Source organism: Sinorhizobium psoraleae (assembly GCF_013283645.1).
Classification (GTDB): Bacteria; Pseudomonadota; Alphaproteobacteria; order Rhizobiales; family Rhizobiaceae; genus Sinorhizobium; species Sinorhizobium psoraleae.
This window is the reverse complement of record NZ_JABEKV010000001.1, coordinates 145,287-166,850: the sequence shown is the minus strand read 5'-3', so window position 1 is coordinate 166,850 and position 21,564 is coordinate 145,287. Positions and strand designations below refer to the sequence as shown.

The window sequence follows — 21,564 nt, the reverse complement described above, 5'->3', positions numbered from 1 at the left end:
TGGAAGAGGATGCCGAGAGCGCGATCCGGCCATATCCGAGACGCGTCCGGCATCGTTGATGAAGCGCGATCTACGGCATGTTTCGTTAAATCGGAGCTGATTTAAGGACAAAACATGCAGCAATTCAAAGTGCTACAGCGTCCTCTACCCGTCCGATAAGACGCGCGGCGCTGTGGAACGTTTGGATCGCGGCTGCAACTGAGCGGGCAATGAAAAACCGGCCTTGTCCGTGCGGGGTACAAAGCCGGTTCCTCTCATGCTCAATTCCGGCAGTTACAGCAAAATGCCTTCATGCGCGTTTTTTGTGACACTATTATTTACGCTGACGATTGGTTCACCGGTTTTTTCATCGCGATGGACGGAAATCCGGTGTGTCGCGCCATTCACCCTGACCTCGGCGGAATAGCCAGTCCATTCCGCCGGCAGCACGGGCCGAATCACCAGCTTCTTACCCTTCTGGCGAATACCGAGTATGCCTTCGACGCCGGCGCGATAGAGCCAGCCGGCCGAGCCCGTGTACCAGGTCCAGCCGCCCCGTCCCGCGAGTTCGCCCTCGCCATAGACGTCGGCGGCGACGACATAGGGCTCGACCCGGTAGTGCTCGGCATCGTCGCGGCTGAGCGCATGCGATACGGGGTTGAGCATCTGGAAGGTCCGCCACGCCTCTTCCGCCCGCCCCTGTGCGGCAAAGGCCAGCACGACCCAGGTGGCCGCATGCGTATACTGGCCGCCGTTTTCACGCACGCCCGGGGGATAGGCCTTGATGTAGCCGGGGTCCTGCTTGGTCTTCTCAAGCGGCGGCGTGAAGAGCCGAACGATCCGTTTTTCCGGATCGACGAGCTCCGCCATCACCGCGTCCATCGCGTACTTGGAGCGGTCCGCCTCGCCCTCGCCTGAGAGCGCACTCCAAGACTGGGCGATGGAATCGATCCGGCACTCGCCGTTGTTGGCGGACCCGAGTGGGGTGCCGTCATCGTAGTAGCCGCGGCGATAGTAATCGCCGTCCCAGCCGGCGCCGTCGAGCGCCTCTTTCAGCATTTCGAGATGCGCCTCCCAAAGCGTGGCGCGCGGCTTGTCCTTCCGCTCCCGGGCATGGGGCAGGAAAGCACGCAGCGCGCCGGCAAGGAACCAGCCGAGCCAGACGCTCGTGCCCTCGCCGGCGATGCCGACGCGGTTCATGCCGTCGTTCCAGTCGCCGCCAAGGATGAGCGGCAGGCCGTTGGCCCCCGTCCGCCTGATCGCGAGATCGAGCGCACGAGCGCAATGCTCGTATATGTCGGCGGTCTCGTCGGCGACCTCCGGCGTGTAGAAGCTGTCATGCTCGCCCTCCTCGAGAGCGGGGCCGACAATGAACGGAGCCTTCTCCGCAAGAATATCGGACGTGCCGGTGACCGCGCAGTAATGCGCAACCGCATAGGCGAGCCAGACGACGTCGTCGGAAATCATCGTGCGAACACCGGCACCGGTGCCGGGCAGCCACCAATGCTGCACGTCGCCCTCGACGAACTGCCGAGAGGCCGCATTGAGGATCTGCGCCCGCGCAAGCTCCGGCCGATGCACGAGGAAGGCAAGCGTATCCTGCAGCTGGTCGCGGAAACCGTAGGCGCCGCTTGCCTGATAGAAGGCCGAACGCGCCATGATCCGGCACCCGAGGCTCTGATAAGGCAGCCAATGGTTCACCATGTGGTTGAAGGCCCTGTCGGGCGTTTCGACCTTCACGACGCCGGTGAATTCGCCCCAGAATGCCTTCGCCGCCTTGAGCGTGGTGTCGAAGGCAGTCGCTCGCAATTCGGTGACGATCGACTGCACCTGTTCGCCGTTGTCGGCGTCTCCGAGGAAGAAGGTGATTTGCCGCTCGGCACCCGGTTCGATGACGAGATCGGTCGAAAGCGCCGCGCAGGCGTCGCCATCGGCCTCCGCGAAACCGGTCAACGCAGCGCCCGCGATGACCGCTCGCGGCGCCAGGATTCCGCCGGCCTGGCCAAGGAATTCCCGCCGACTCACCGTGAAGGAGTCGACCCGCGCGTCGATGGCGAGGAATGCCGAACGGCCGGCATAGTCGATGCTGTACGGATTGGTCGCGACGAGCGCCTGCGCGCCGTCATGCCATTCGGACAGGACGAACGGGGCCGTGCGGCCGCGATTGTTGCCGAGGACCCATTCGGCATAGCCGTAGATCCGCAACTGCCGCGCGGACGCACCGCGGTTGCGGATCGAGAGCCGCACCAGCCTCGCCGGCAAGGTCGCGTGCACGGTGTGCACCGCCTCGATCTCGAGTTCGTCCCGTGTGCTTGCGAAGCTCGAATATCCAAGCCCGTGGCGGGCTTCGAACACGACCGACTTGCGCCGCGAGAGCGCGGCATAAGGCGTCAGGATCGAGCCGCTCGCCATATCGCGCACGAAGATCGCTTCGCCCGGGCGGTTGACCACGGCATCGTTCGTCCACGGCGTGAGCTGGTAGTCGCGCGAATTGCGGCTCCAGGAGAAGGCCGAGCCCTCGGCGGAGACATGGAAGCCGAACTGTTGGTTGGATATGACGTTGATCCACGGATGCGGTGTGGCCTCGCCGCCCCGCAGCCGAACGACATATTCACGCCCCTCATCCGCGAAGCCGCCGAAGCCGTTCCAGAACTCGAGGCCGTCGCCGCTGATCTCGGCGGCGGCAGGCTCGCCCGCCTCCTCAATCACCGCCAGCAACCTCTGCTTGCCCTCGACCGTTTTTGCCGCAGGTTTCGCGTAGAGCGCGGTGGCACGCGCGATCTGATCGGAGATCGTACCGTTTCGGGCATGGAAGACGGCGCGCGAAGCAGAAAGCAGCGTCGACCAGGTCTCGGTCTCCATCAAATCGCGGCGCACGGCGAAGATATGCTGCCGCGGGCCGTCGGAAAGCCCGCGCAGCCGCAGGTTTTCGCACATCGAATCGAGCGTGTGCTGCAGGTCCTGGGCATAGGAGGACGCTCGCTCGTTGATGACGACGAGATCCGCGGTGATGCCGCGCGCTCTTAGATATTCCTGCGCGCGCAGCGCCTCGCGGGCTATGCCGAGGTCGCCGTCGTCGTTGATCCTGAGGCAGAAGATCGGGAAATCGCCCGAGATCGCCAACGGCCACAGCGCCGACTGGGAGGCAAGCCCCGCCTTGAGCGTCGCCGTATCGGCGCGAAGGTGCATGTCGGGATAGACCAGATAGCGTCCGAGCATCTGGAAGCTTGCCGCCTCCTGGGATGTCACGCCGACATGGCGCATCTGCACCTGGCTGCGCGTCCAGGCATGGATCAGTTCGTGATTGAAGGTTTCCGGGTGGCGATAGCGGTCGATCGCCCGATCGACAGCTTCGCGGTTCGGCGCTGCGATCGTCCAGAAGATGACGCTCACTTTCTTGCCCGCCGGGACGCGCACGACGCGACGAAGCGCCATCACCGGATCGAGCGTGAAGCCGTCGGTTCCCGAAAGCGCCACGCCGGGATCGAAGGCGGCGGCTTCCGCAAGCGTGCGCCCCTGGCCGATGAAGCGACGGCGGTCCGTTTCCGCCTGGGTATGGCGCTCGCTGCCGGCATTGTCGGTGATGAGGTGCGCGACTTCCATGTCTGGATCGCCGGGGCTGCGCTTGTTGCGCGACACGCGGATAACGTCGCCCTGGCGGCTGATCTCGGTCCGCAGGAACATCTTGGAGAAGGCGAGATGCGCGCTGTCGGCCTCGTCCGTGGCGAGCACCGGCTCGGCATAGGATGTCACTTCGATGAAGCGATCTTCCGTACCGGTGTTGAGCAGGATTACCCGGCGGCCTTCCGCATCGTGCTCGGTCGCGACGATGCACTCGACTTCGCTCGTGAGATCGCCGACGGTCTTGACGAACTCCGCCTTGTCGTCGCCGAAGCGGGTCATGGTCTTTTCGCCTGGCGCGCGGCGCGGTTCGGCCGTGGCCGACCACCAGTCGCCGCTGACGGTGTCGCGCAGGAAGATGAACGTGCCCGTCCTGTCTTCGACCGGGTCCGGTTTCCATCGCGTGACCGATTGGCCGTTCCAGCGCGCATAGCCGGCGCCGGTCGCGGTCAGCATGATCGAGTAATGCCCGTTCGACAGGAAGACCGTTTCCCGGTCCTGCGTCAGCGGATCCTCGATGACACGGACTTCCGGACGCAGAAGCTCGGCCTGGCCCTTGCCGAGCGATTCCGGCTCACGCTTGGCGGTCATCACCGGAATGTCGCGCGGCGCCTTCTCCTGCAGCAGCAGTTCGGCCGCTTCGATCACCGGGTCGGCATGGAACCACTCGCGCAGACGCCCGTTGAACACGACGTTGGCGACGGCCGCGACCGACATGCCGTGATGGTGCGCATAGTAGTTGCGCACGACCGCGCATTTCTGCCCTTCGGGGACACGCGTCGGCGTGAAATCGACAGCATCGTGGAAACCGTAGGCACCGAGAGCGCCGACCTCTCTCAGCCGCGCCAGGTTGGCGAGCGCCGACTTCGGATCGTACATGCAGGCGAGAATCGACGCATAGGGCGCGATCACCGCATTCTGGCCAAGGCCACGCTTCAGCCCGAGGGTCGGCACGCCGAAGTTCGTGTATTGATAAGTCAGTTCATGGTCGCGCGCGTTGAATGCCGCTTCGGAGATGCCCCACGGTGTACCGAGACGGCGGCCGTGGTTGATCTGCTCCTGCACGACCAGATTGTTCGTCTGATTGAGAATCCCGCCCTGCCTCTCCTGCATGACCAGCGGCGGCATCAGATACTCGAACATCGAGCCGGACCAGGAGACGAGCGCGCCGCGCGCGCCGATCGGCACGATCGGACGCCCGAGCTTGTACCAGTGCTCCGTCGGCAGATCGCCCTTGGCGATCGCAAAAAGGCTCGTCAGGCGCGCTTCGGAGGCGAGAAGATCGTAGCAGGCCTCGTCGAGCTCGTTGGCGTTGACGCGGTAGCCGATTGAAAGCAGCCGCCGTTCCGGCCGGAAAAGGAAGCCGAAATCCATCGAGAAGGCGATATCGCGTGCGCGCTCCTTGAGCACGAGGAGACGCTGGCGCAGCGACTCGATCGCGCCAAGGTCGAAGACGCCGTCGGCGATATGCGCCTCGCAGGTGGACACGAGTGAACCCGCCCACTTCGCCACCTCGGCGCTCTGGCTGGTGCGGACTTCGTGATCGAGGTTGGCGGCGAGCTTGTGCATGTCGCGTGCAAGCACCGCCAGATTGATCACGCGAATCGACGCGAATTCACGCTCGCGCTTGATGGCGGCCAGTGCGTTCTGGAAGCCGACGATGCGCTCTTCGATCAGGCGGCGCAACGGTCGCACGGTCTTGCGGTCGTCGGGCAGCTCCTTCAGCGTTTCCGAGAGAATGGCGGCGACGTCGCCGATACCGTCGAGACTGCCCTGGACATGGGCGGAAGGTGCCTCGGCCCATTCCCGGCACATCGACGACACCGCGATCAGGTGGCCGGCAAGATTGCCGCTATCGACCGACGAGACATAGCGCGGCTCCATCGTTTCGAGCGATCTCGTCCGGTACCAGTTGAAGAGATGGCCGCGGAATTTCGGCATGCGGTCGATCGTGGCGATCGTCTGCTCGAGCCGCGTGATCGTGTCTTCGAAACCGATCCAGCCAAAATCGCGGGCCGACATCACCGACAGGAGATAGACGCCGATATTGGTGGGCGAGGTGCGCTCCGCCAGCACCGGCTGCGGCGTTTCCTGGAAATTGTCCGGCGGCAGGAAATTCTGCTCGGCCGTCACGAAGGTCTCGAAATAGCGCCAAGTGCGCCGGGCGATCTTGCGCATCTCATCGATCGCTTCATCCGAAACGACCAGTTGGTCCTCGGTCTCGGCCGACTGGCTGACAAACCAGGCAACGGCGGGCGAAACCGCCCAAAGGAGCGCGAAGGGGATGCCGATGAAGGGCAGGCCGGTATCGGATACCGCGGCGAGCGCCAGCGAAACGACGGACAGAGCCGGCGCGGTCCACATCGCGCGGAAATAATCTCCGATCGAGCCGTGGCCGGCGCTCTGAACCTGCGCGGCGGTGCGCCACTCAAGCATCAGCTTGCGGCTGACGAAGGTGCGGTAAACCGAACGAACGGTTGCATCCGCCATCATCGCCGCGTTGTGGGCGATAAAGACGATGCGCAGCGCGACCTGGGCGTTGGCGGCGCGAATTTCCGAAAGCACCGTGTGCAGATGCGCGCGTGCGACGATGTCGTTGCGGCGCGGCATCAGGCCAGAGATCAGCGAGAGCGTCGGCGCCACGAACAAGCTGAAGATCAGCACGATCTGCCAGATCAGCGCCTCGGTCGGCTCCATGTAGTACCAGCCCATGACCGAGGCGACGAGCCAGGCAACGGGGATGAGCGACCGGCGCAGGTTGTCGTACATCTTCCAGCGGCCGAGCATCGACAGGCCGTTCGCCGGATTGAAGATATAAGGCAGGAGCTGCCAGTCGCCGCGCGCCCAACGATGCTGGCGCGACATTTCCACCTCGTAGCGGGTCGGGAAATCCTCGACGAGCTCGACGTCGGTGACGAGCGCGCAGCGCGCATAGGAACCTTCGAGCAGGTCGTGACTGAGCACTGCGTTTTCTTCGATCCTGCCCTTGAGGGCCGCCTCGAAGGCGTCGACATGATAGAGACCCTTCCCGGTGAAACTGCCTTCGCCGACGATGTCCTGATAGACGTCCGAGACCGTGAAGACGTAGGGATCGATGCCGCGATTGATCGAGAAGATGCGCTGGAAGGCGGAGGCCTCGCTGCCGGTGGTGAGCGACGGCGTCACACGCGGCTGCAGCAGGCTGTAGCCGGTGAGCACTTCCTGCTTCGCGGTATTCACGACCGGCCGGTTGATAGGGTGATAGAGCTTGCCGACCAGCTTCGTCACCGCGTCGCGCATCAGGCGCGTGTCGGAATCGAGCGTCATCACGTACTGGACGCCGTCCGGAACCATGTTGGCGCCCTGGAGGAATGAGGTGTCGCGATCCCCGCGCAGAAGAAGGTTGAGCTCGTGGAGCTTGCCGCGCTTGCGCTCCCAGCCCATCCAGACACCCTCGGCCTCGTTCAAGAGCCGGCGGCGGTGCAGCAGGAAGAAGCGGGTCTTGCCGTCATAGGCGTAGCGCGCCGAAAGCGAGGCGATTTCGCGCTTCGCATATTCGAGGACATCCATATCCGCGGGCGTTTCCTCGAATTTGCTGTCGGCCCAGTCGCTGAGCAGAGCGAAATAGATTTCGCCGCGCGGGTTGGCGAGATAGTGGACCTCCAGATTGCGCACCAGTTCATCGACATGGTCGCGCTTGGCGATCAGACAGGGGACGACGACGAGCGTGCGCGCATCTTCCGGGATGCCGTTGATGAACTCGTAGCCGACGAGCCGCGACGGCCGGACAACGAGCGTGACGAGCGTGTTGAACAGCCCCATCGCGCCTTCCGAAGCAGGCAGCGCGAAGAGCAGCAACATGATCAGTTTGGCACCGCTCGGGATCTCCATCGGGCTGACGAAGGCGTAGACGGCGACCATCGCCAGGACGGTCAGGAGAATGTTCGGTCCGGCAATCGCGAACCAATCCAGCCTGCGGCCGAAACGGATGATGCGCTGAAGCGGCGACGGCGAATAGCCGATCCTCTTCTCCAGCTCCAGGTGCTGCTTGCCAACGAGGAAAGAGCCGACATTCGGTTCCTGCAGGGGCGCTTCGACAGCCGCTGCCGCCCTTGATTCCTCGACCATCGCGATCGCGATCTGCGTCACTTCATGCTCGCTGTGACCGGAGCGGCGCGCCAGCTTCTCGATCGTGTCGCGGTATTTGTTGCGCGAGCCGAAATCGAGCGCGGCATAATCGGAGCCGTCGCGAAGCGTCGCGTCGATCTTGCTGACGCTCTCGAACCAGACGGCCCAGTCGGTGTCGTCGATTTCGCGCAGGCTGCGAATGATGTTGCTCATCGTCGCGTTGCCGGACGAGAGGCGATTCTGTTCCGCGACGAGCGCCTCCTCGACGTCGGTGCCGCGCCTTTCAAGCCTTTCCTCGATCCAGCCGATCACCACGCCAGAGGTCTGGGAACCGTCGCGCATGCGATAGAGAAGCTGCGCGATGAACGTATTGTCCGCGGCAAGCGCCTCGGATTCCGCGAGCAGCGCCCGGCACCTTTCCGGATCGTTGAGGCGCACGATCTGGTCAGCGACCTCGTTCGCCTTCTGCCGCATACCGCGCGAGCGCTCGACGCGTATCGCGATCCGGCGCAGATTTTCGATGAGCACGAAACGCAGGATCGACGGCAGCGCCCACAACTCGCCGATCTTGAAGGTGTCATGCTGCTGAAAGCCCTCGACCATCGCGGTGATGTTTTCCCGCGACACGGTGCTGTGGGTGTGAGCGACATAGAGCCAGGCCAGCGCCATCGTGCGTGGGATAACGACATCCGACACGGAAAGGGTCGGCAACTGCCGATAGAACCTGCGCGGAAAATCGCGCCGGACTTCCTGGATCGCCTCCTCGACGACATGGTTGTTGTCGAGCAGCCACTCGGCCGCCGGCGTGATAGACGCGCCGGCCTCGACATCGGCCGCCGTCGCGCGATAGACGCGGAAGATTTCCTTCTCGTTTTCGCGATGCCGGGCGCGGAAATCGAAAGAAAAGAAACCGGGCAGCGAGGAGGCGCCGTTCAGCGCGAGGTCTTCACCGCATTGCCGAAGGTCTTCGATCGAAAAGTAGGTCGAGCGGATCGAATCGTTATAATCGATTTGTTTCGCTTCCGGGTCGCGCGGTGAAGTGGACGGCTTGTTCTGAAGGAGCATGGCTGCGGTTTCTGATTCCAACCGGGGTTGAGCGGCCCGGCTTTCGTTGTTCGGCCGGGTCGATTGCGGCCCTGATGATTCAAGCTTCGCCGGCGCGTTTTTAGACACGGTCATGTGTCCTCCCATCCGCCGTCATCCTCCCGAAGCCGGGAAAGCGCCGGAAACGGGCGCCGCCTGGGATTTGGGCATCAGAGATCGCAAAGCCGGCGGCGCGTTGGATTTCACGGCCGCGTGATGCATGAAAGTGGCATTTTTTAGCCGCAGTGTCAGCAGCTTGCAAGGATTGCGAGCGCAGGTTCGGACGAATTGAGCAAGTCCGGAACGGAAGAAAGCGGGCGATTGCGCACACTCCCGCCGGTTCGTTGAACGTTCGTGTCAAATCAGCCCCTTCCTGGTGTTTTGCAGCATGGCGGCACGAAACGTGGCGCAGTGGCCAAAGGTCCGCTTCAGGCGGTCCGCGGCGGCTCGAACTCAACCGACCTGTTCGGTGATCCATTCCCTGAAGGCGAGGCTGATCGGGTTCTCACGCTTGCCCTCCGGAACGGCGAGATAATAGCTGTTTTCGGTCTGCATAGGTCGGTCGAGAACGATCCGCAGCGTGCCTGCGGCGAGTTCCTGCTCGATCAGATAGCGAGGCAAAAGGGCAAAACCGAGACCTGCGGTTGCCGCCTCGATGACCATCGAGAACTGGTCGAACCGGTTGCCGCGATAGGCGCCATGCCCGTCCATCCCGTTCGCTTCGAACCACTGCGCCCAGAGCTTGGGACGCGTGGCGAGGTGGAGAAGCGGTCCGCCGCCGATATCCTCGGGCGTTTCGACTGGATTGGCCTTGAGCAGCGTTGGACTGGCAGCCGGAACGATGACTTCGCTGCAGAGGTAGCTGCAGGTTGCCCGCGCCCAGACGGGCTGGCCGTAGTGGATCGCCAGATCGAAATTCTGCTCGTCGAAATCGAATGGCGCCGAGCGAGAGGCAATGTTGAGAACGGTGCCCGGATGGCGCTTCAGGAAATCGGGCAGGCGCGGCACCAGCCAGCGGCTGCCGAAGGTCGGCAGCGATGCAATGGAGAGAGTGGAGTCGGCGCGCGCCGAAGCCATGGCGCGCACCATAAGCTCCTCGGTCTGGTGCAGCAGCCGGCGGACTTCCGGCAGAAACTTCTGTCCGGCTTCGGAAAGGATGACCCGCTGGCGTACCCGCTCGAAAAGCAGGACACCGAGCTGGGTTTCGAGATCCTTGATCTGCCGGCTGACGGCGCTTTGCGTGAGGTTGAGCTCGGCTGCGGCCTGGGTGAAGCTGCCGTGCCGCGCCGCGCATTCGAAGGCCTGCAGCGTCGTCACGTCAGGAACCAGTCGTCGGCTTAACTTCATTCCAGCCTCGCATCAACATAGTCAGAAGCAGCGCGATCCAAGGCTGCGGTGCTCGGATATGATCAGAAATAAGAATGACCTTGTCCTTCACCCTTAGCGCGAGGCGAGCCACAGTGAAAGAGAATAGTTTCGTATCCGCCGACGAGATCCGTTCGGCCTTCTCTGCTGCCATGTCGGTCATGTACCGTGAAGAGGTTCCGGCCTACGGCACGCTGATGGAACTGGTGGCCAAGGTCAATGCCAACACGCTGGCGGCGGACGCCACCTTGAAGGATCGCCTCGAAGCGACCGATACGCTAGACCGCATCTCGGAGGAACGCCACGGGGCGATCCGTCTCGGCACCCCGGCCGAGCTCTCGATGATGCGCCGCGTCTTTGCCGTCATGGGCATGTATCCGGTCGGCTACTACGATCTTTCGACCGCCGGCGTGCCGGTGCATTCCACCGCCTTCCGGCCGGTCGGTGACGCGGCGCTGAAGCGCAATCCCTTCCGCGTCTTCACCTCGCTCCTGAGGCTGGACCTGATCGCCGACGAGACCCTTCGCGCCGAGGCGGAAGCGATCCTCCGCGAGCGCCGGATCTTCACGCCCGGCGCGGTCGAGCTCACCGAGACGGCGGAGCGCGACGGCGGGCTCGACAAGGCGGATGCGGAACGCTTCGTCGCTGAAGTGCTCGAGACCTTCCGCTGGCATGACAAGGCCAATGTCAGCGCCGACATGTACAAGCGACTGCATGACGCGCACCGGCTGATCGCCGATGTCGTCTCCTTCAAGGGGCCGCACATCAATCATCTGACGCCGCGCACGCTCGATATCGATGAGATCCAGGCGCTGATGCCCGAATACGGCATCGCCCCCAAGGCCGTCGTCGAAGGTCCGCCGACACGCAAATGCCCGATCCTGCTGCGCCAGACGTCGTTCAAGGCCCTGGAAGAGCCCGTCTCCTTCCGCGACGCCGACGGCGGCTGGAAGGCGGGCTCGCACACGGCCCGTTTCGGCGAGATCGAACAGCGCGGCATTGCGCTGACGCCGAAGGGACGCGGCCTCTACGACCGGCTGCTCGACGAATCGCGCAAGATCGTGCGGCCCGCCGCCGACGGCTCCAATGCGAAGCAGTATGAAGCGGCTCTCGCCCAGGCCTTCGAAGCCTTCCCGGACAGCTGGGCTGAAATCCGTGAGGCGGGGCTCGGCTATTTCAGCTATTCTTTGACCGAAAGGGGCCGACGGACCAAACTCACCGGCAGCCGTGACCTGGATTCGCTGATCAGCGACGGCCTCGTTGAGTTCGATCCGATCGTCTACGAGGACTTCCTTCCGGTCAGCGCCGCCGGTATCTTTCAGTCGAACCTCGGCGACGGCGCCCAGCAGGAGTTTGTCGCAAGCCCGAACCAGAAGCGCTTCGAGACCGATCTGGGTGTCGCCGTTCTCAACGAATTCGACCATTATGCCGGTATCGAACAGGCATCGATCGAAAACTGCCTTCGGGCCCTGAGCGCGGCAATGGCAGCGGAATGATACGCCAGCAATGATTGGACAGGAACATATCGACGCGCTGACGAAGATCCTTGGCGACAAGGGTCTCGTCACGCGTCAGGAAGACATGCAAGCATACGAGATCGGCGCACGCTACGACCAGGGCCGCGCGGCGGCCGTGCTGCGCCCGGCGACGACGGCGGAAGTCTCGGCTGCGGTCTCCTACTGCGTCCGTAATGGTCTTGCAGTCATCCCGCAGTCCGGCAATACCGGCCTTGTCTCCGGCTCGACGCCGGACGGCACCGGCAGCGAGGTCGTTCTCAGTCTCGATCGGCTCAACAGGCAGTTCGAGCTCGATAGCGACAACCGCTCGGTCCGCGTCGATGCCGGCTTTCGGCTCTCCGATCTCAACCGCCGATTGGAGGAATACGACCTGTTCTTTCCGATCGACCTTGGCGCCGATCCGCGGCTCGGCGGCATGATCGCGACCAACACCGGCGGTTCGCGCTTCCTGAAGTACGGCGACGTGCGCCACAACACGTTGGGCTTGAAGGTCGTGCTCGCCGACGAGGATGGCACCGTTCTCGACCTCGACTGCGACCTGCGCAAGAACAATACCGGCGTCGACTGGAAGCAGATCTTCGTCGGCACCTCCGGCGCCTTCGGCATCGTCACCGAATGCGTGCTCAATCTCGAGCGGGTGCCGAAACAGACGGCGACGGCTTTCCTCGTTCCAGCAAGCGGCGGCCATGTGCTCCCGCTGCTGAACGCCATGGAAGAAAGGCTCGGCGCCTATCTTTCCGCCTTCGAGGGCATGTCGAAGAACGCGATCGCCGCGGCTCTGGCCCACGTGCCGTCGCTGAAAAATCCCTTCCAGGGCGGCAACGTGCCGGACTATGTGATCCTCGCGGAAATCTCCCGCACCTGGGAGCCGCGCGAGGGCGAACAGTCGCTCGACGCCGTTCTCGAAAGCGTGCTGGCGGAAATCTGGGAGGTGGAAGAGGCGCCGCTCGCCGACGCCTTCGTCGGTCCGCCGCACGAGATCTGGGCACTTCGCCACGCGCTTTCCGAAGGCGTGAAGCACCTCGGCAAGCTGATCGCCTTCGATCTTTCCTTCCGCAGAGGTGATATCATGGCTTTCTGCGACCATATGAAGGCCGAGATGCCGGACAAGTTCCCGGGCGTCACCGTCTGCGATTTCGGCCATATCGGCGACGGCGGCGTGCATTTCAATCTTGTCGTGGCAAAGGATAGCCCGCTATTGACCGAGGCGAGCTTGGAACAACGCCTGCGCGATTGGGTCTTCGCGGTGGCAGTCGAGCAATATGGCGGCAGCTTCAGCGCCGAGCATGCGATCGGCCGTCGGAACCAGGCCTACTACGATTTCTACACGCCGGAAAAACTGAAAGAGATGGCCGGCGGCCTGAAAGCACTTACATCGCCGGGAAAGCTCGGCAGCGTGCGTTTCGGTTGAGCCGCGGGATGCGGAAAAGTGTGAAGCGGTTTTCCGCCCGCATCCCGCGCAACCAATAAATGAGACAAAACGGGAGTCAGTTGAGATGAACATTGCAACCAAGAAAGTCGACGTCGCCAAGGAGGCCGCCGCCCTCCTCGACAAGATGGGCGTCGCCCGCGAACTCTATGTGGGCGGCGACATGCCGTCCTACAGCCCGGTCACCGGCGAACAGATTGCAAGCCTCAAGACCGTCTCGGCCGCCGAAGCCGCGGCCCGGATCGAAAGGGCCAACGAGGCCTTCCGTGCCTGGCGGCTCGTGCCGGCGCCGAAGCGCGGCGAGCTCGTCCGCCTGCTCGGCGAGGAGCTGCGCGCCTTCAAGGCCGATCTCGGCCGTCTGGTCTCACTCGAAGCCGGCAAGATCCCGTCGGAAGGCCTCGGCGAAGTGCAGGAAATGATCGACATCTGCGATTTCGCCGTCGGTCTCTCCCGCCAGCTCTATGGCCTGACGATCGCCACCGAACGGCCGGGCCACCGCATGATGGAAACCTGGCACCCGCTCGGCGTCGTCGGCATCATTTCGGCCTTCAACTTTCCGGTCGCCGTCTGGTCGTGGAACGCGGCGCTGGCGCTCGTCTGCGGCAACGCGGTCGTCTGGAAGCCGTCGGAAAAGACGCCGCTAACCGCCCTTGCATCGCAGGCGATCCTTGAACGCGCCCTCGCCCGCTTCGGCGATGCACCGGAAGGCCTGTCGCAGGCGCTGATCGGCGACCGCGCAATCGGCGAAGTGCTCGTCGATCACCCGAAGGTTCCGCTCGTTTCGGCCACCGGCTCGACCCGCATGGGCCGCGAAGTCGGCCCGCGCCTTGCCAAGCGCTTCGCCCGCGCCATTCTGGAACTCGGCGGCAACAATGCCGGCATCGTCTGCCCGTCGGCCGATCTCGACATGGCGCTCCGCGCCATCGCCTTCGGCGCGATGGGCACCGCCGGCCAGCGCTGCACGACGCTGCGCCGCCTGTTCGTCCATGAAAGCGTCTACGATCAGCTCGTTCCGCGCCTGAAGAAGGCCTACCAGTCGGTTTCCGTCGGCAACCCGCTCGAAAGCACCGCGCTGGTTGGCCCGCTCGTCGATAAGGCCGCCTTCAACAACATGCAGAAGGCGATCGCCGACGCCAAGGCGCATGGCGGCGCCGTCACCGGCGGCGAGCGCGTCGAACTCGGCCATGAGAACGGCTATTACGTGAAGCCCGCGCTCGTCGAAATGCCGAAGCAGGAGGGCCCGGTCCTCGAAGAAACCTTCGCGCCGATCCTCTACGTCATCAAGTATAGCGACTTCGATGCGGTACTCGCGGAACACAACGCCGTCGCGGCCGGTCTTTCGTCCTCGATCTTCACCCGCGACATGCAGGAATCGGAACGCTTCCTCGCGGCCGACGGCTCGGACTGCGGCATCGCCAATGTCAACATCGGCACGTCGGGTGCGGAAATCGGCGGCGCGTTCGGCGGCGAGAAAGAAACCGGCGGCGGCCGTGAATCGGGCTCCGACGCCTGGAAGGCCTATATGCGCCGGGCAACCAACACGATCAACTATTCGAAGGCTCTGCCGCTGGCGCAGGGCGTCTCGTTCGACATCGAATAATCGAATAGGATCGATCATGACCATCAACGCGAGTGTGAAGGAGGCGGGCTTTCTGCCCGCCTCGCGGATTTCCTCGATCGGCGTTTCGGAAATCCTGAAGATCGGCGCCCGCGCCAACGCGATGAAGCGCGAAGGCAAGCCGGTGATCATCCTCGGCGCCGGCGAGCCGGACTTCGACACGCCGGACCACATCAAGCAAGCAGCCTCAGAAGCAATCCAGCGTGGTGAGACGAAATACACCGCGCTCGACGGCACGCCGGAGCTGAAGAAGGCGATCCGCGAGAAGTTCCAGCGCGAAAACGGCCTCGCCTACGAACTGGACGAGATCACGGTCGCCACCGGCGCCAAGCAGATCCTCTTCAACGCCATGATGGCGTCGATCAATCCCGGCGACGAGGTGATCATCCCGACGCCCTACTGGACGTCCTATTCGGACATCGTCCAGATCTGCGAAGGCAAGCCGGTCTTGATCGCATGCGATGCATCGTCCGGCTTCCGCCTCACCGCCGACAAGCTCGAAGCGGCAATCACGCCGAAGACACGCTGGGTGCTCTTGAACTCGCCCTCGAACCCGTCCGGTGCCGCCTACAGCGCTGCCGATTACCGGCCGCTGCTCGACGTTCTTCTTAAGCATCCGCATGTCTGGCTGCTCGTCGACGACATGTACGAGCACATCGTTTATGACGGTTTCCGCTTCGTCACCCCGGCACAGCTCGAGCCTCGGTTGAAGGAGCGTACGCTCACCGTCAACGGCGTGTCGAAGGCCTATGCGATGACCGGCTGGCGCATCGGCTATGCCGGCGGCCCGCGCGAGCTCATCAAGGCGATGGCCGTCGTCCAGAGCCAGGCGACCTCCTGCCCTTCGTCGGTCAGCCAGGCGGCCTCCGTCGCGGCGCTGACCGGCCCGCAGGATTTCCTGAAGGAACGCACCGCAAGCTTTCAGCGCCGCCGCGACCTCGTCGTCAACGGGCTGAACGCGATCGACGGTCTCGATTGTCGCATCCCGGAAGGCGCCTTCTACACCTTCTCCGGCTGCGCCGGCATGCTCGGCAAGGTGACGCCCTCTGGCAAGACGATCGAAACCGATACGGACTTCTGCGCCTATCTGCTCGAAGACGTCCATGTCGCCGTCGTTCCGGGTTCGGCTTTCGGCCTTTCGCCCTTCTTCCGCATTTCCTATGCGACCTCGGAAGCGGAGCTGAAGGAAGCGCTGGAGCGCATCGCCGCCGCCTGCGCGCGGCTGTCGTGAGGTCGTTGACTGGCCCTCACAGACTTTCGAACTGCCCCTCACCCTAACCCTCTCCCCGCACGCGGGGAGAGGGGACGTGCCCTGTAAGACGCCGCTTGAGAAGGCCGCGAGGGGGTCCCGCGAGTCCCTTCTCCCCGCCTGCGGGGAGAAGGTCGCGGCAGCGGGATGAGGGGCACTTCGCGCTCCTCCCCCGCCCCTCAAAACGTCGGCGGCGTGCAGGCGCTGATCACCTCGCAGGGCATCGGCCCGACGCAGCGGAACCGATGCGGCCGGCGGCTTTCGAAATAGTACGCATCCCCCGGCCCCAGAATGCGCCGCTCGTCGTCGACGGTCACCTCCAGCCGCCCGGAAAGCACGATCCCGCCCTCCTCGCCTTCATGCACCAGTGGCACCTTGCCGGTATCCGCCCCCGGCTGGTAGCACTCCTTCAGGATCTGCAGGCTGCGGCCGAAAAGATTGTCGCCGATCTGGCGGTAGGAAATCGGCCCCTTGCCGATCTCCACCAGTTCCTCCGCCGCATAGAACGCCTTGCGCGGCTTTTCCGGTTCGAAGGAGAAAAACTCGGCAAGCCCGATCGGAATGCCATCGAGAATGCGTTTTAGGGCGCCGACCGACGGGTTCGAGGCATTCGATTCGATCAGCGAGATGGTGGAGTTGGTGACCCCGGCCCGCTTGGCAAGTTCGCGCTGCGAGAGATTGTGCATCAGCCGGACATGGCGCAGCCGGTTGCCAATATCGACGGTCATCGCAGATCCCGTGTTGACGTTGTTCGGAATATCGAAACTCTAGCAAGCAGTTTGCATAAACTACAGTGGCTTAGCTGAGCGAAGAAAAGGACTTGTTCGGCAATCCAAATCATGGCGTCAATCGCGAACACCACAGGAGGATGCCATGGACGCCCACAACAAGCCCAACACCCCGGTTCTCGACAGCTACTGGATGCCGTTTACCGCCAACCGCCAGTTCAAGGCCGCGCCCCGCCTGCTGGCGAGTGCCGAGGGCATGCACTACACCAGCGTCGACGGCCGCACGATCCTGGACGGCACCGCCGGCCTCTGGTGCGTCAATGCCGGCCATGGCCGTCGGCAGATCGCCGCCGCGGTCGAGCGCCAGCTTTCGACCATGGATTTTGCTCCTTCCTTCCAGATGGGCCATCCGATCGCCTTCGACTTCGCCGAGCGGCTGGCCGAGATCGCGCCCGGCCCGGCCGGCGCCAAGCTCGACCGTGTGTTCTTCACCGGTTCCGGCTCGGAATCGGTCGACACGGCGCTGAAGATCGCTCTTGCCTACCAGCGGTCGATCGGCCAGGGCACGCGCACGCGCCTGATCGGCCGCGAGCGCGGCTATCATGGCGTCGGCTTCGGCGGCATTTCGGTTGGCGGCATCGTCAACAACCGCCGCGTCTTCCCGCAACTCCCGGGCTCCGCCCATCTGCGCCATACCCATGACCCGGCGAAGAATGCCTTCGTCAAGGGCCAGCCCGAGCATGGCGCGGAACTCGCCGACGATCTCGAAAGGCTGGTGGCGCTTCATGGCGCCGAAACCATCGCCGCGTGCATCGTCGAGCCCGTTGCCGGCTCCACCGGCGTGCTGATCCCGCCGAAGGGTTATCTCGAGCGGCTGCGCGCGATCTGCGACAAGCACGGCATTCTCCTGATCTTCGACGAGGTGATCACAGGCTTCGGCCGCCTCGGCGCGACCTTCGCGGCCGACTATTTCGGCGTCACTCCGGATCTCGTCACCACCGCCAAGGGCCTCACCAACGGCGCGATCCCGATGGGCGCGGTCTTTGCGAGTCGCAAGGTGCACGACGCGCTGATGCACGGGCCGGAGGGCCAGATCGAGCTCTTCCACGGCTATACCTATTCCGGCCATCCGGCCGCCTGCGCCGCCGGTATCGCCACGCTCGACATCTATCGCGACGAGGGCCTGATGACGCGCGTTGCCGATCTGCAGGAGGACTGGCACGAGGCGATGCATTCGCTGACGGGCCTGCCGCATGTCATCGACATCCGCACCATCGGCCTCATCGCCGGTATCGAACTCAAATCACGTGACGGCGCACCCGGCGCGCGCGCCTACGACGTCTTCGTCGATTGTTTCGAGAGAGGCCTCTTGATCCGCGTCACCGGCGACATCATCGCCTTCTCGCCACCACTGATCGTCGAAAAGAAGCATTTCGGCGAGATCGTCTCGACCCTCGCCGACGCGCTGAAGCGGGTGAGATAAGCGACAGCAACTCAAAGTGCTACAACGCCGTGCGTCTGAAAAGACGCACGGCGTTGTAGTGCGTCCGGCCGCAGCGCTTCAGCATATCAGTATCGCACGGAAATCGTTGACGTTCGTGCCGGTCGGGCCGGGCACGAAAAGGTCGCCGCTGGCCGAGAAGGCCGACCAGGCGTCGTGGCGGGCGAGATGTGCACGAGGATCGACGCCCGCCGCGCGCATGCGGGCGACACTCTCTCCGTCGGCAAAGGCGCCGGCATTGTCTTCCGAGCCGTCTATACCGTCGGTATCGGCGGCAAGCGCATCAATGCCGGTAGCGCCTTCGATGTCGAGCGCCAGCGACAAGAGGAACTCGCTGTTGCGCCCGCCCTTGCCGTAGTTGTTGCCGGAAATCGTCACGGTCGTCTCGCCGCCGGAGAGCAGCACGACAGGCTTTTCAAAGGGGCGATTTTGCAACGCCACCTCGCGGGCGAGCGCCGCATGCATACGACCGATGTCGCGCGCCTCGCCTTCGATCGCGTCCGAGAGGATCGCGGCCTCGATACCCACATCCCGGACACGCGCCGCTGCGGCCTCCAGCGAGACGCTCGCCGAGGCGATCACATGGCATTCGTTGCGAGCAAAGGCGGGATCGTCGGGCTCAGGTGCTCGGGCGGCCTCGGATGAGAGATGCGCCGCCACCCGCTCGGGCAAGGCCATCGCGTAGCGTGCGACGATCTCGCGCGCTTCCTCAAGGCTCGACCGATCCGGCACCGTGGGGCCTGAAGCGACGAAGGCCGGATTGTCGCCCGGAACGTCCGAGACGACGAGGCTGACGACACGCGCCGGCGACGCGGCAAGAGCAAGCCGCCCGCCCTTGATGCGCGAAACGTGCTTGCGCACCACGTTCATCGCCGAGATCGGCGCTCCGGAGGCGAGCAGTGCCCGGTTGACGGCAATCTCGTCCTCGAGCGCCAGCCCCGTGGGAGGCGCCGGCAAGAGCGCCGAGCCGCCGCCGGAAATCAGCGCCACCACCAGATCGTCCGCCGTCAGTCCCTCGACCAACTTGAGGAGCGCGGAGGATGCCGCAAGCCCGGCCTCGTCCGGCACGGGATGCGCGGATTGCAGCACCGTGATGCGCTCGCATTTTTCGACCGGCCCATGGCGGGCGACGACGGCACCATCAAGGGGACCATCCCAAAGCCGCTCGAAGGCGACCGCCATCTGGCTTGCGGCCTTGCCGGCGCCGATGACGATCGTGCGCCCCTTCGGTCTCTCCGGCAGATGAGCGCGGATAGCGGCATAAGGATCGGCGGCCGCGACGGCAGCCTCGAAGAGGGAGGTCAGGAAGGAGCGCGGCTCGATCGATGCCATGGAATCAGTCCGGTATCTCTAGATCATAGACGAAGACACCTTGGACGCCGCCTTCCGCCGCCGCAACGATTTTTCCACCGGTCTTGCGATGTTCCGGATCATCGAGATAGGTGTCACGCGCGGCCGCGTCGGCGAAATCGACGATGAAGCCTTCGCCGTAACCCTTGTCCATGCCAAGCTCTGGGCTGACATTCGCGCCGATGTGCACGGCCAGCAGACCCGGGAGGCGGTCTTTCAGCGCGGCAATCTCGTCGAAGAGCGCCGTCTTCTCGGCATTCGTCACCGCCGGGCGGAAGCGGATGAAGACACAGTGTCGGATCATGTTTCCTCCCGACGTGAGCGATTGCAGGAAAGTAGCGGTTTCCGTCCGCCTCTAGCGAACCTCGGCTCGCGCTCGCGCGCGCGTGTCGTTGCGCTCGTGCTGGAAAATCGCAGGCGGCAGCGCCGGCAGGCCGCGGATGATGTCCGCCCCCTTCTCACCCATCATGATCGTCGGCCCGTTGGTGTTGCAGGACGGCACGCGCGGCATCACCGAACTGTCGCAGACCCGCAAACCGTCGAGCCCGCGCACCTTGAGCTCCAGATCGACCACCGCCGTCGCATCCGTACCCATCTTGCAGGTGCCGACCGGATGGTGATCGGTCTTGGCGTTGGCGCAACCGTATTCGAAAAGCTGCTCTTCGGTCCGGATGTCGTTACCCGGCAAACGTTCCGCGAGCACATAGGGCTTCAGTGCCGGCTGCTGCATAATTTCGCGGGCGATCCTGAGACCCTCGAGCGACATCTTGCGGTCGTGCGGATCTTCCCAATAGTTCGGGTCGATGAGCGGAGCGGCGGCCGGATCGGAGGAGGAAAGCCGGACGGTGCCGCGCGAGCGCGGATGCAGATAGGCGGAGTTGAGCGTGACCCCTGCATTCTTGAGGCGCGCGACGCCGGCCTCGATGCCGGAGCCGAGACCGAGATGGAACTGGATGTCCGGCGAGCGTGCGTCGGGATCGGCATACCAGAAGCCGCCGGTCTCGAAGAGCGACGAGGCGACAGGTCCGGTGCGGAAGAGCACGTATTGCAGACCGGCCCAAAGCGTGCGGTGCAGCTTGGCGACGTTGTCGTAGGTGTGATCGCCAGTGCATTCCGATATGACGAAGAGATCAAGGTGGTCCTGAAGATTGCCGCCGACGCCCGGGAGATCGTGGCGAACCTCGACGCCGACCGCGCGCAGGTGGTCGGCCGGGCCGATACCCGATTGCAGCAGCAGCTTCGGCGATCCGATCGCGCCCGAAGAGATGAGCACCTCGCGGTCCGCCCGGATCGTTTCGCTGCCCCTGGACGTCACCACCTCCACACCGACCGCTCGCCTGCCTTCGAGCACGATGCGGGCGACGCGCGCACCGGCGCGCACCGTCAGGTTTTTTCGGTCCTTGATCGGCGAGAGATAGGCAAGCGACGCGGAAGAGCGCCGGCGGTTTCGTTGCGTCAGTTGATAGAAGCCGACCCCCGCCTGCTGTTTTCCGTTGAAATCGTGGTTGTAGGGGATGCCGAGCTCCTGGCCCGCGCGGATATAGGCGTCGCAGATCGGCAGTGCCGAGACCGGCATCGAGACCCCGAGCGGTCCGCCATAGGAGTGATAGTCGTCGGCAAAGCGCTGGTTGTCTTCGGCCCGCTTGAAATAGGGCAGCACGCTTCGGTAGTCCCAGCCGGTGCAACCGTCTTCGCGCGCCCAAAGGTCATAGTCGACCGCATTGCCGCGGGTATAGAGCTGCGCGTTGATCGACGAACCGCCACCAATCACCTTCGCCTGGGTGTAGCGCAGCACCCTGCCCTTCATGTGCTTCTGCGGCACCGTCTGCCAGCCCCAGCTCGCGACGCCTTTGGTCATCTTGGCGAAGCCGGCCGGCATATGGAACAGCGGATTCCAGTCACCGCCACCGGCTTCGAGCAGCAGCACCTTGACCGTCGGGTCCTCACTCAAGCGGTTGGCAAGAACACAGCCCGCGGGGCCGGCGCCGGTGATGATGTAGTCGTATGTCATTCGCTA

11 protein-coding genes are annotated in these 21,564 nt (G+C 64.1%); 5 read left to right on the top strand and 6 right to left on the bottom strand.

Annotated features, from left to right (window positions below; genetic code table 11):
* Positions 1-273: 273 nt before the first annotated feature.
* Both ndvB and ILFOPFJJ_RS00645 read right to left on the bottom strand, forming a co-directional pair.
* Positions 274-8,886, bottom strand: a complete 8,613-nt coding sequence (gene ndvB, locus ILFOPFJJ_RS00650; protein ID WP_173508667.1) for a cyclic beta-(1,2)-glucan synthase — start codon at positions 8,884-8,886, stop codon at positions 274-276.
* A gap of 357 nt (positions 8,887-9,243) precedes the next feature.
* Positions 9,244-10,137, bottom strand: a complete 894-nt coding sequence (locus tag ILFOPFJJ_RS00645) for a LysR family transcriptional regulator (RefSeq protein WP_173508666.1) — start codon at positions 10,135-10,137, stop codon at positions 9,244-9,246.
* A 113-nt stretch (positions 10,138-10,250) separates the two neighbouring features.
* Between ILFOPFJJ_RS00645 and hglS the strand changes: the two genes are divergently transcribed.
* The 4 genes from hglS (at position 10,251) to ILFOPFJJ_RS00625 (ending at position 15,950) form a co-directional block, all read left to right on the top strand.
* Positions 10,251-11,651 carry a 2-oxoadipate dioxygenase/decarboxylase HglS gene (gene hglS / locus ILFOPFJJ_RS00640; RefSeq protein WP_173508665.1) on the top strand — a complete coding sequence of 467 codons (1,401 nt, stop codon included), beginning with the start codon at positions 10,251-10,253 and terminating at the stop codon, positions 11,649-11,651.
* Between the two features lie 10 nt (positions 11,652-11,661).
* Positions 11,662-13,083, top strand: coding sequence for an FAD-binding oxidoreductase (locus ILFOPFJJ_RS00635; protein WP_173508664.1), 1,422 nt, complete (start codon positions 11,662-11,664; stop codon positions 13,081-13,083).
* An 85-nt stretch (positions 13,084-13,168) separates the two neighbouring features.
* A complete protein-coding gene (gene amaB / locus ILFOPFJJ_RS00630) occupies positions 13,169-14,701 on the top strand; it encodes an L-piperidine-6-carboxylate dehydrogenase (protein WP_173508663.1) in 1,533 nt (510 codons plus the stop codon).
* A 16-nt stretch (positions 14,702-14,717) separates the two neighbouring features.
* Positions 14,718-15,950: a pyridoxal phosphate-dependent aminotransferase gene (locus ILFOPFJJ_RS00625; protein ID WP_173508662.1), complete on the top strand. Its 1,233-nt coding sequence runs from the start codon at positions 14,718-14,720 to the stop codon at positions 15,948-15,950.
* Between the two features lie 197 nt (positions 15,951-16,147).
* On the opposite strand, the gene ILFOPFJJ_RS00620 is transcribed toward ILFOPFJJ_RS00625, so the two are convergent.
* Complete coding sequence (locus tag ILFOPFJJ_RS00620) at positions 16,148-16,696, bottom strand: cupin domain-containing protein (RefSeq protein WP_173508661.1); 549 nt, start codon at positions 16,694-16,696, stop codon at positions 16,148-16,150.
* A gap of 145 nt (positions 16,697-16,841) precedes the next feature.
* Here ILFOPFJJ_RS00620 and aptA point away from each other — a divergent pair, with 145 nt between their 5' ends.
* Positions 16,842-18,179 (top strand): omega-aminotransferase AptA, encoded by a 1,338-nt coding sequence (aptA, locus tag ILFOPFJJ_RS00615; RefSeq protein WP_173508660.1) that lies wholly within the window; start codon positions 16,842-16,844, stop codon positions 18,177-18,179.
* 78 nt (positions 18,180-18,257) lie between these two features.
* Here the strand turns inward: aptA and ILFOPFJJ_RS00610 are convergent, their stop codons facing one another.
* From ILFOPFJJ_RS00610 to ILFOPFJJ_RS00600, 3 genes are read right to left on the bottom strand one after another with little or no spacing between them, the layout of a single operon-like run.
* The gene (locus tag ILFOPFJJ_RS00610; RefSeq protein WP_173508659.1) at positions 18,258-19,529 is read right to left on the bottom strand and encodes a glycerate kinase type-2 family protein; all 1,272 of its coding nucleotides are present in this window, start codon (positions 19,527-19,529) and stop codon (positions 18,258-18,260) included.
* 4 nt (positions 19,530-19,533) lie between these two features.
* Positions 19,534-19,851 carry a Dabb family protein gene (locus tag ILFOPFJJ_RS00605; protein WP_173508658.1) on the bottom strand — a complete coding sequence of 106 codons (318 nt, stop codon included), beginning with the start codon at positions 19,849-19,851 and terminating at the stop codon, positions 19,534-19,536.
* Between the two features lie 51 nt (positions 19,852-19,902).
* Entirely contained in the window at positions 19,903-21,558 is a 1,656-nt protein-coding gene (locus tag ILFOPFJJ_RS00600) for a GMC family oxidoreductase (protein WP_173508657.1), read from the bottom strand.
* Positions 21,559-21,564: the final 6 nt, after the last annotated feature.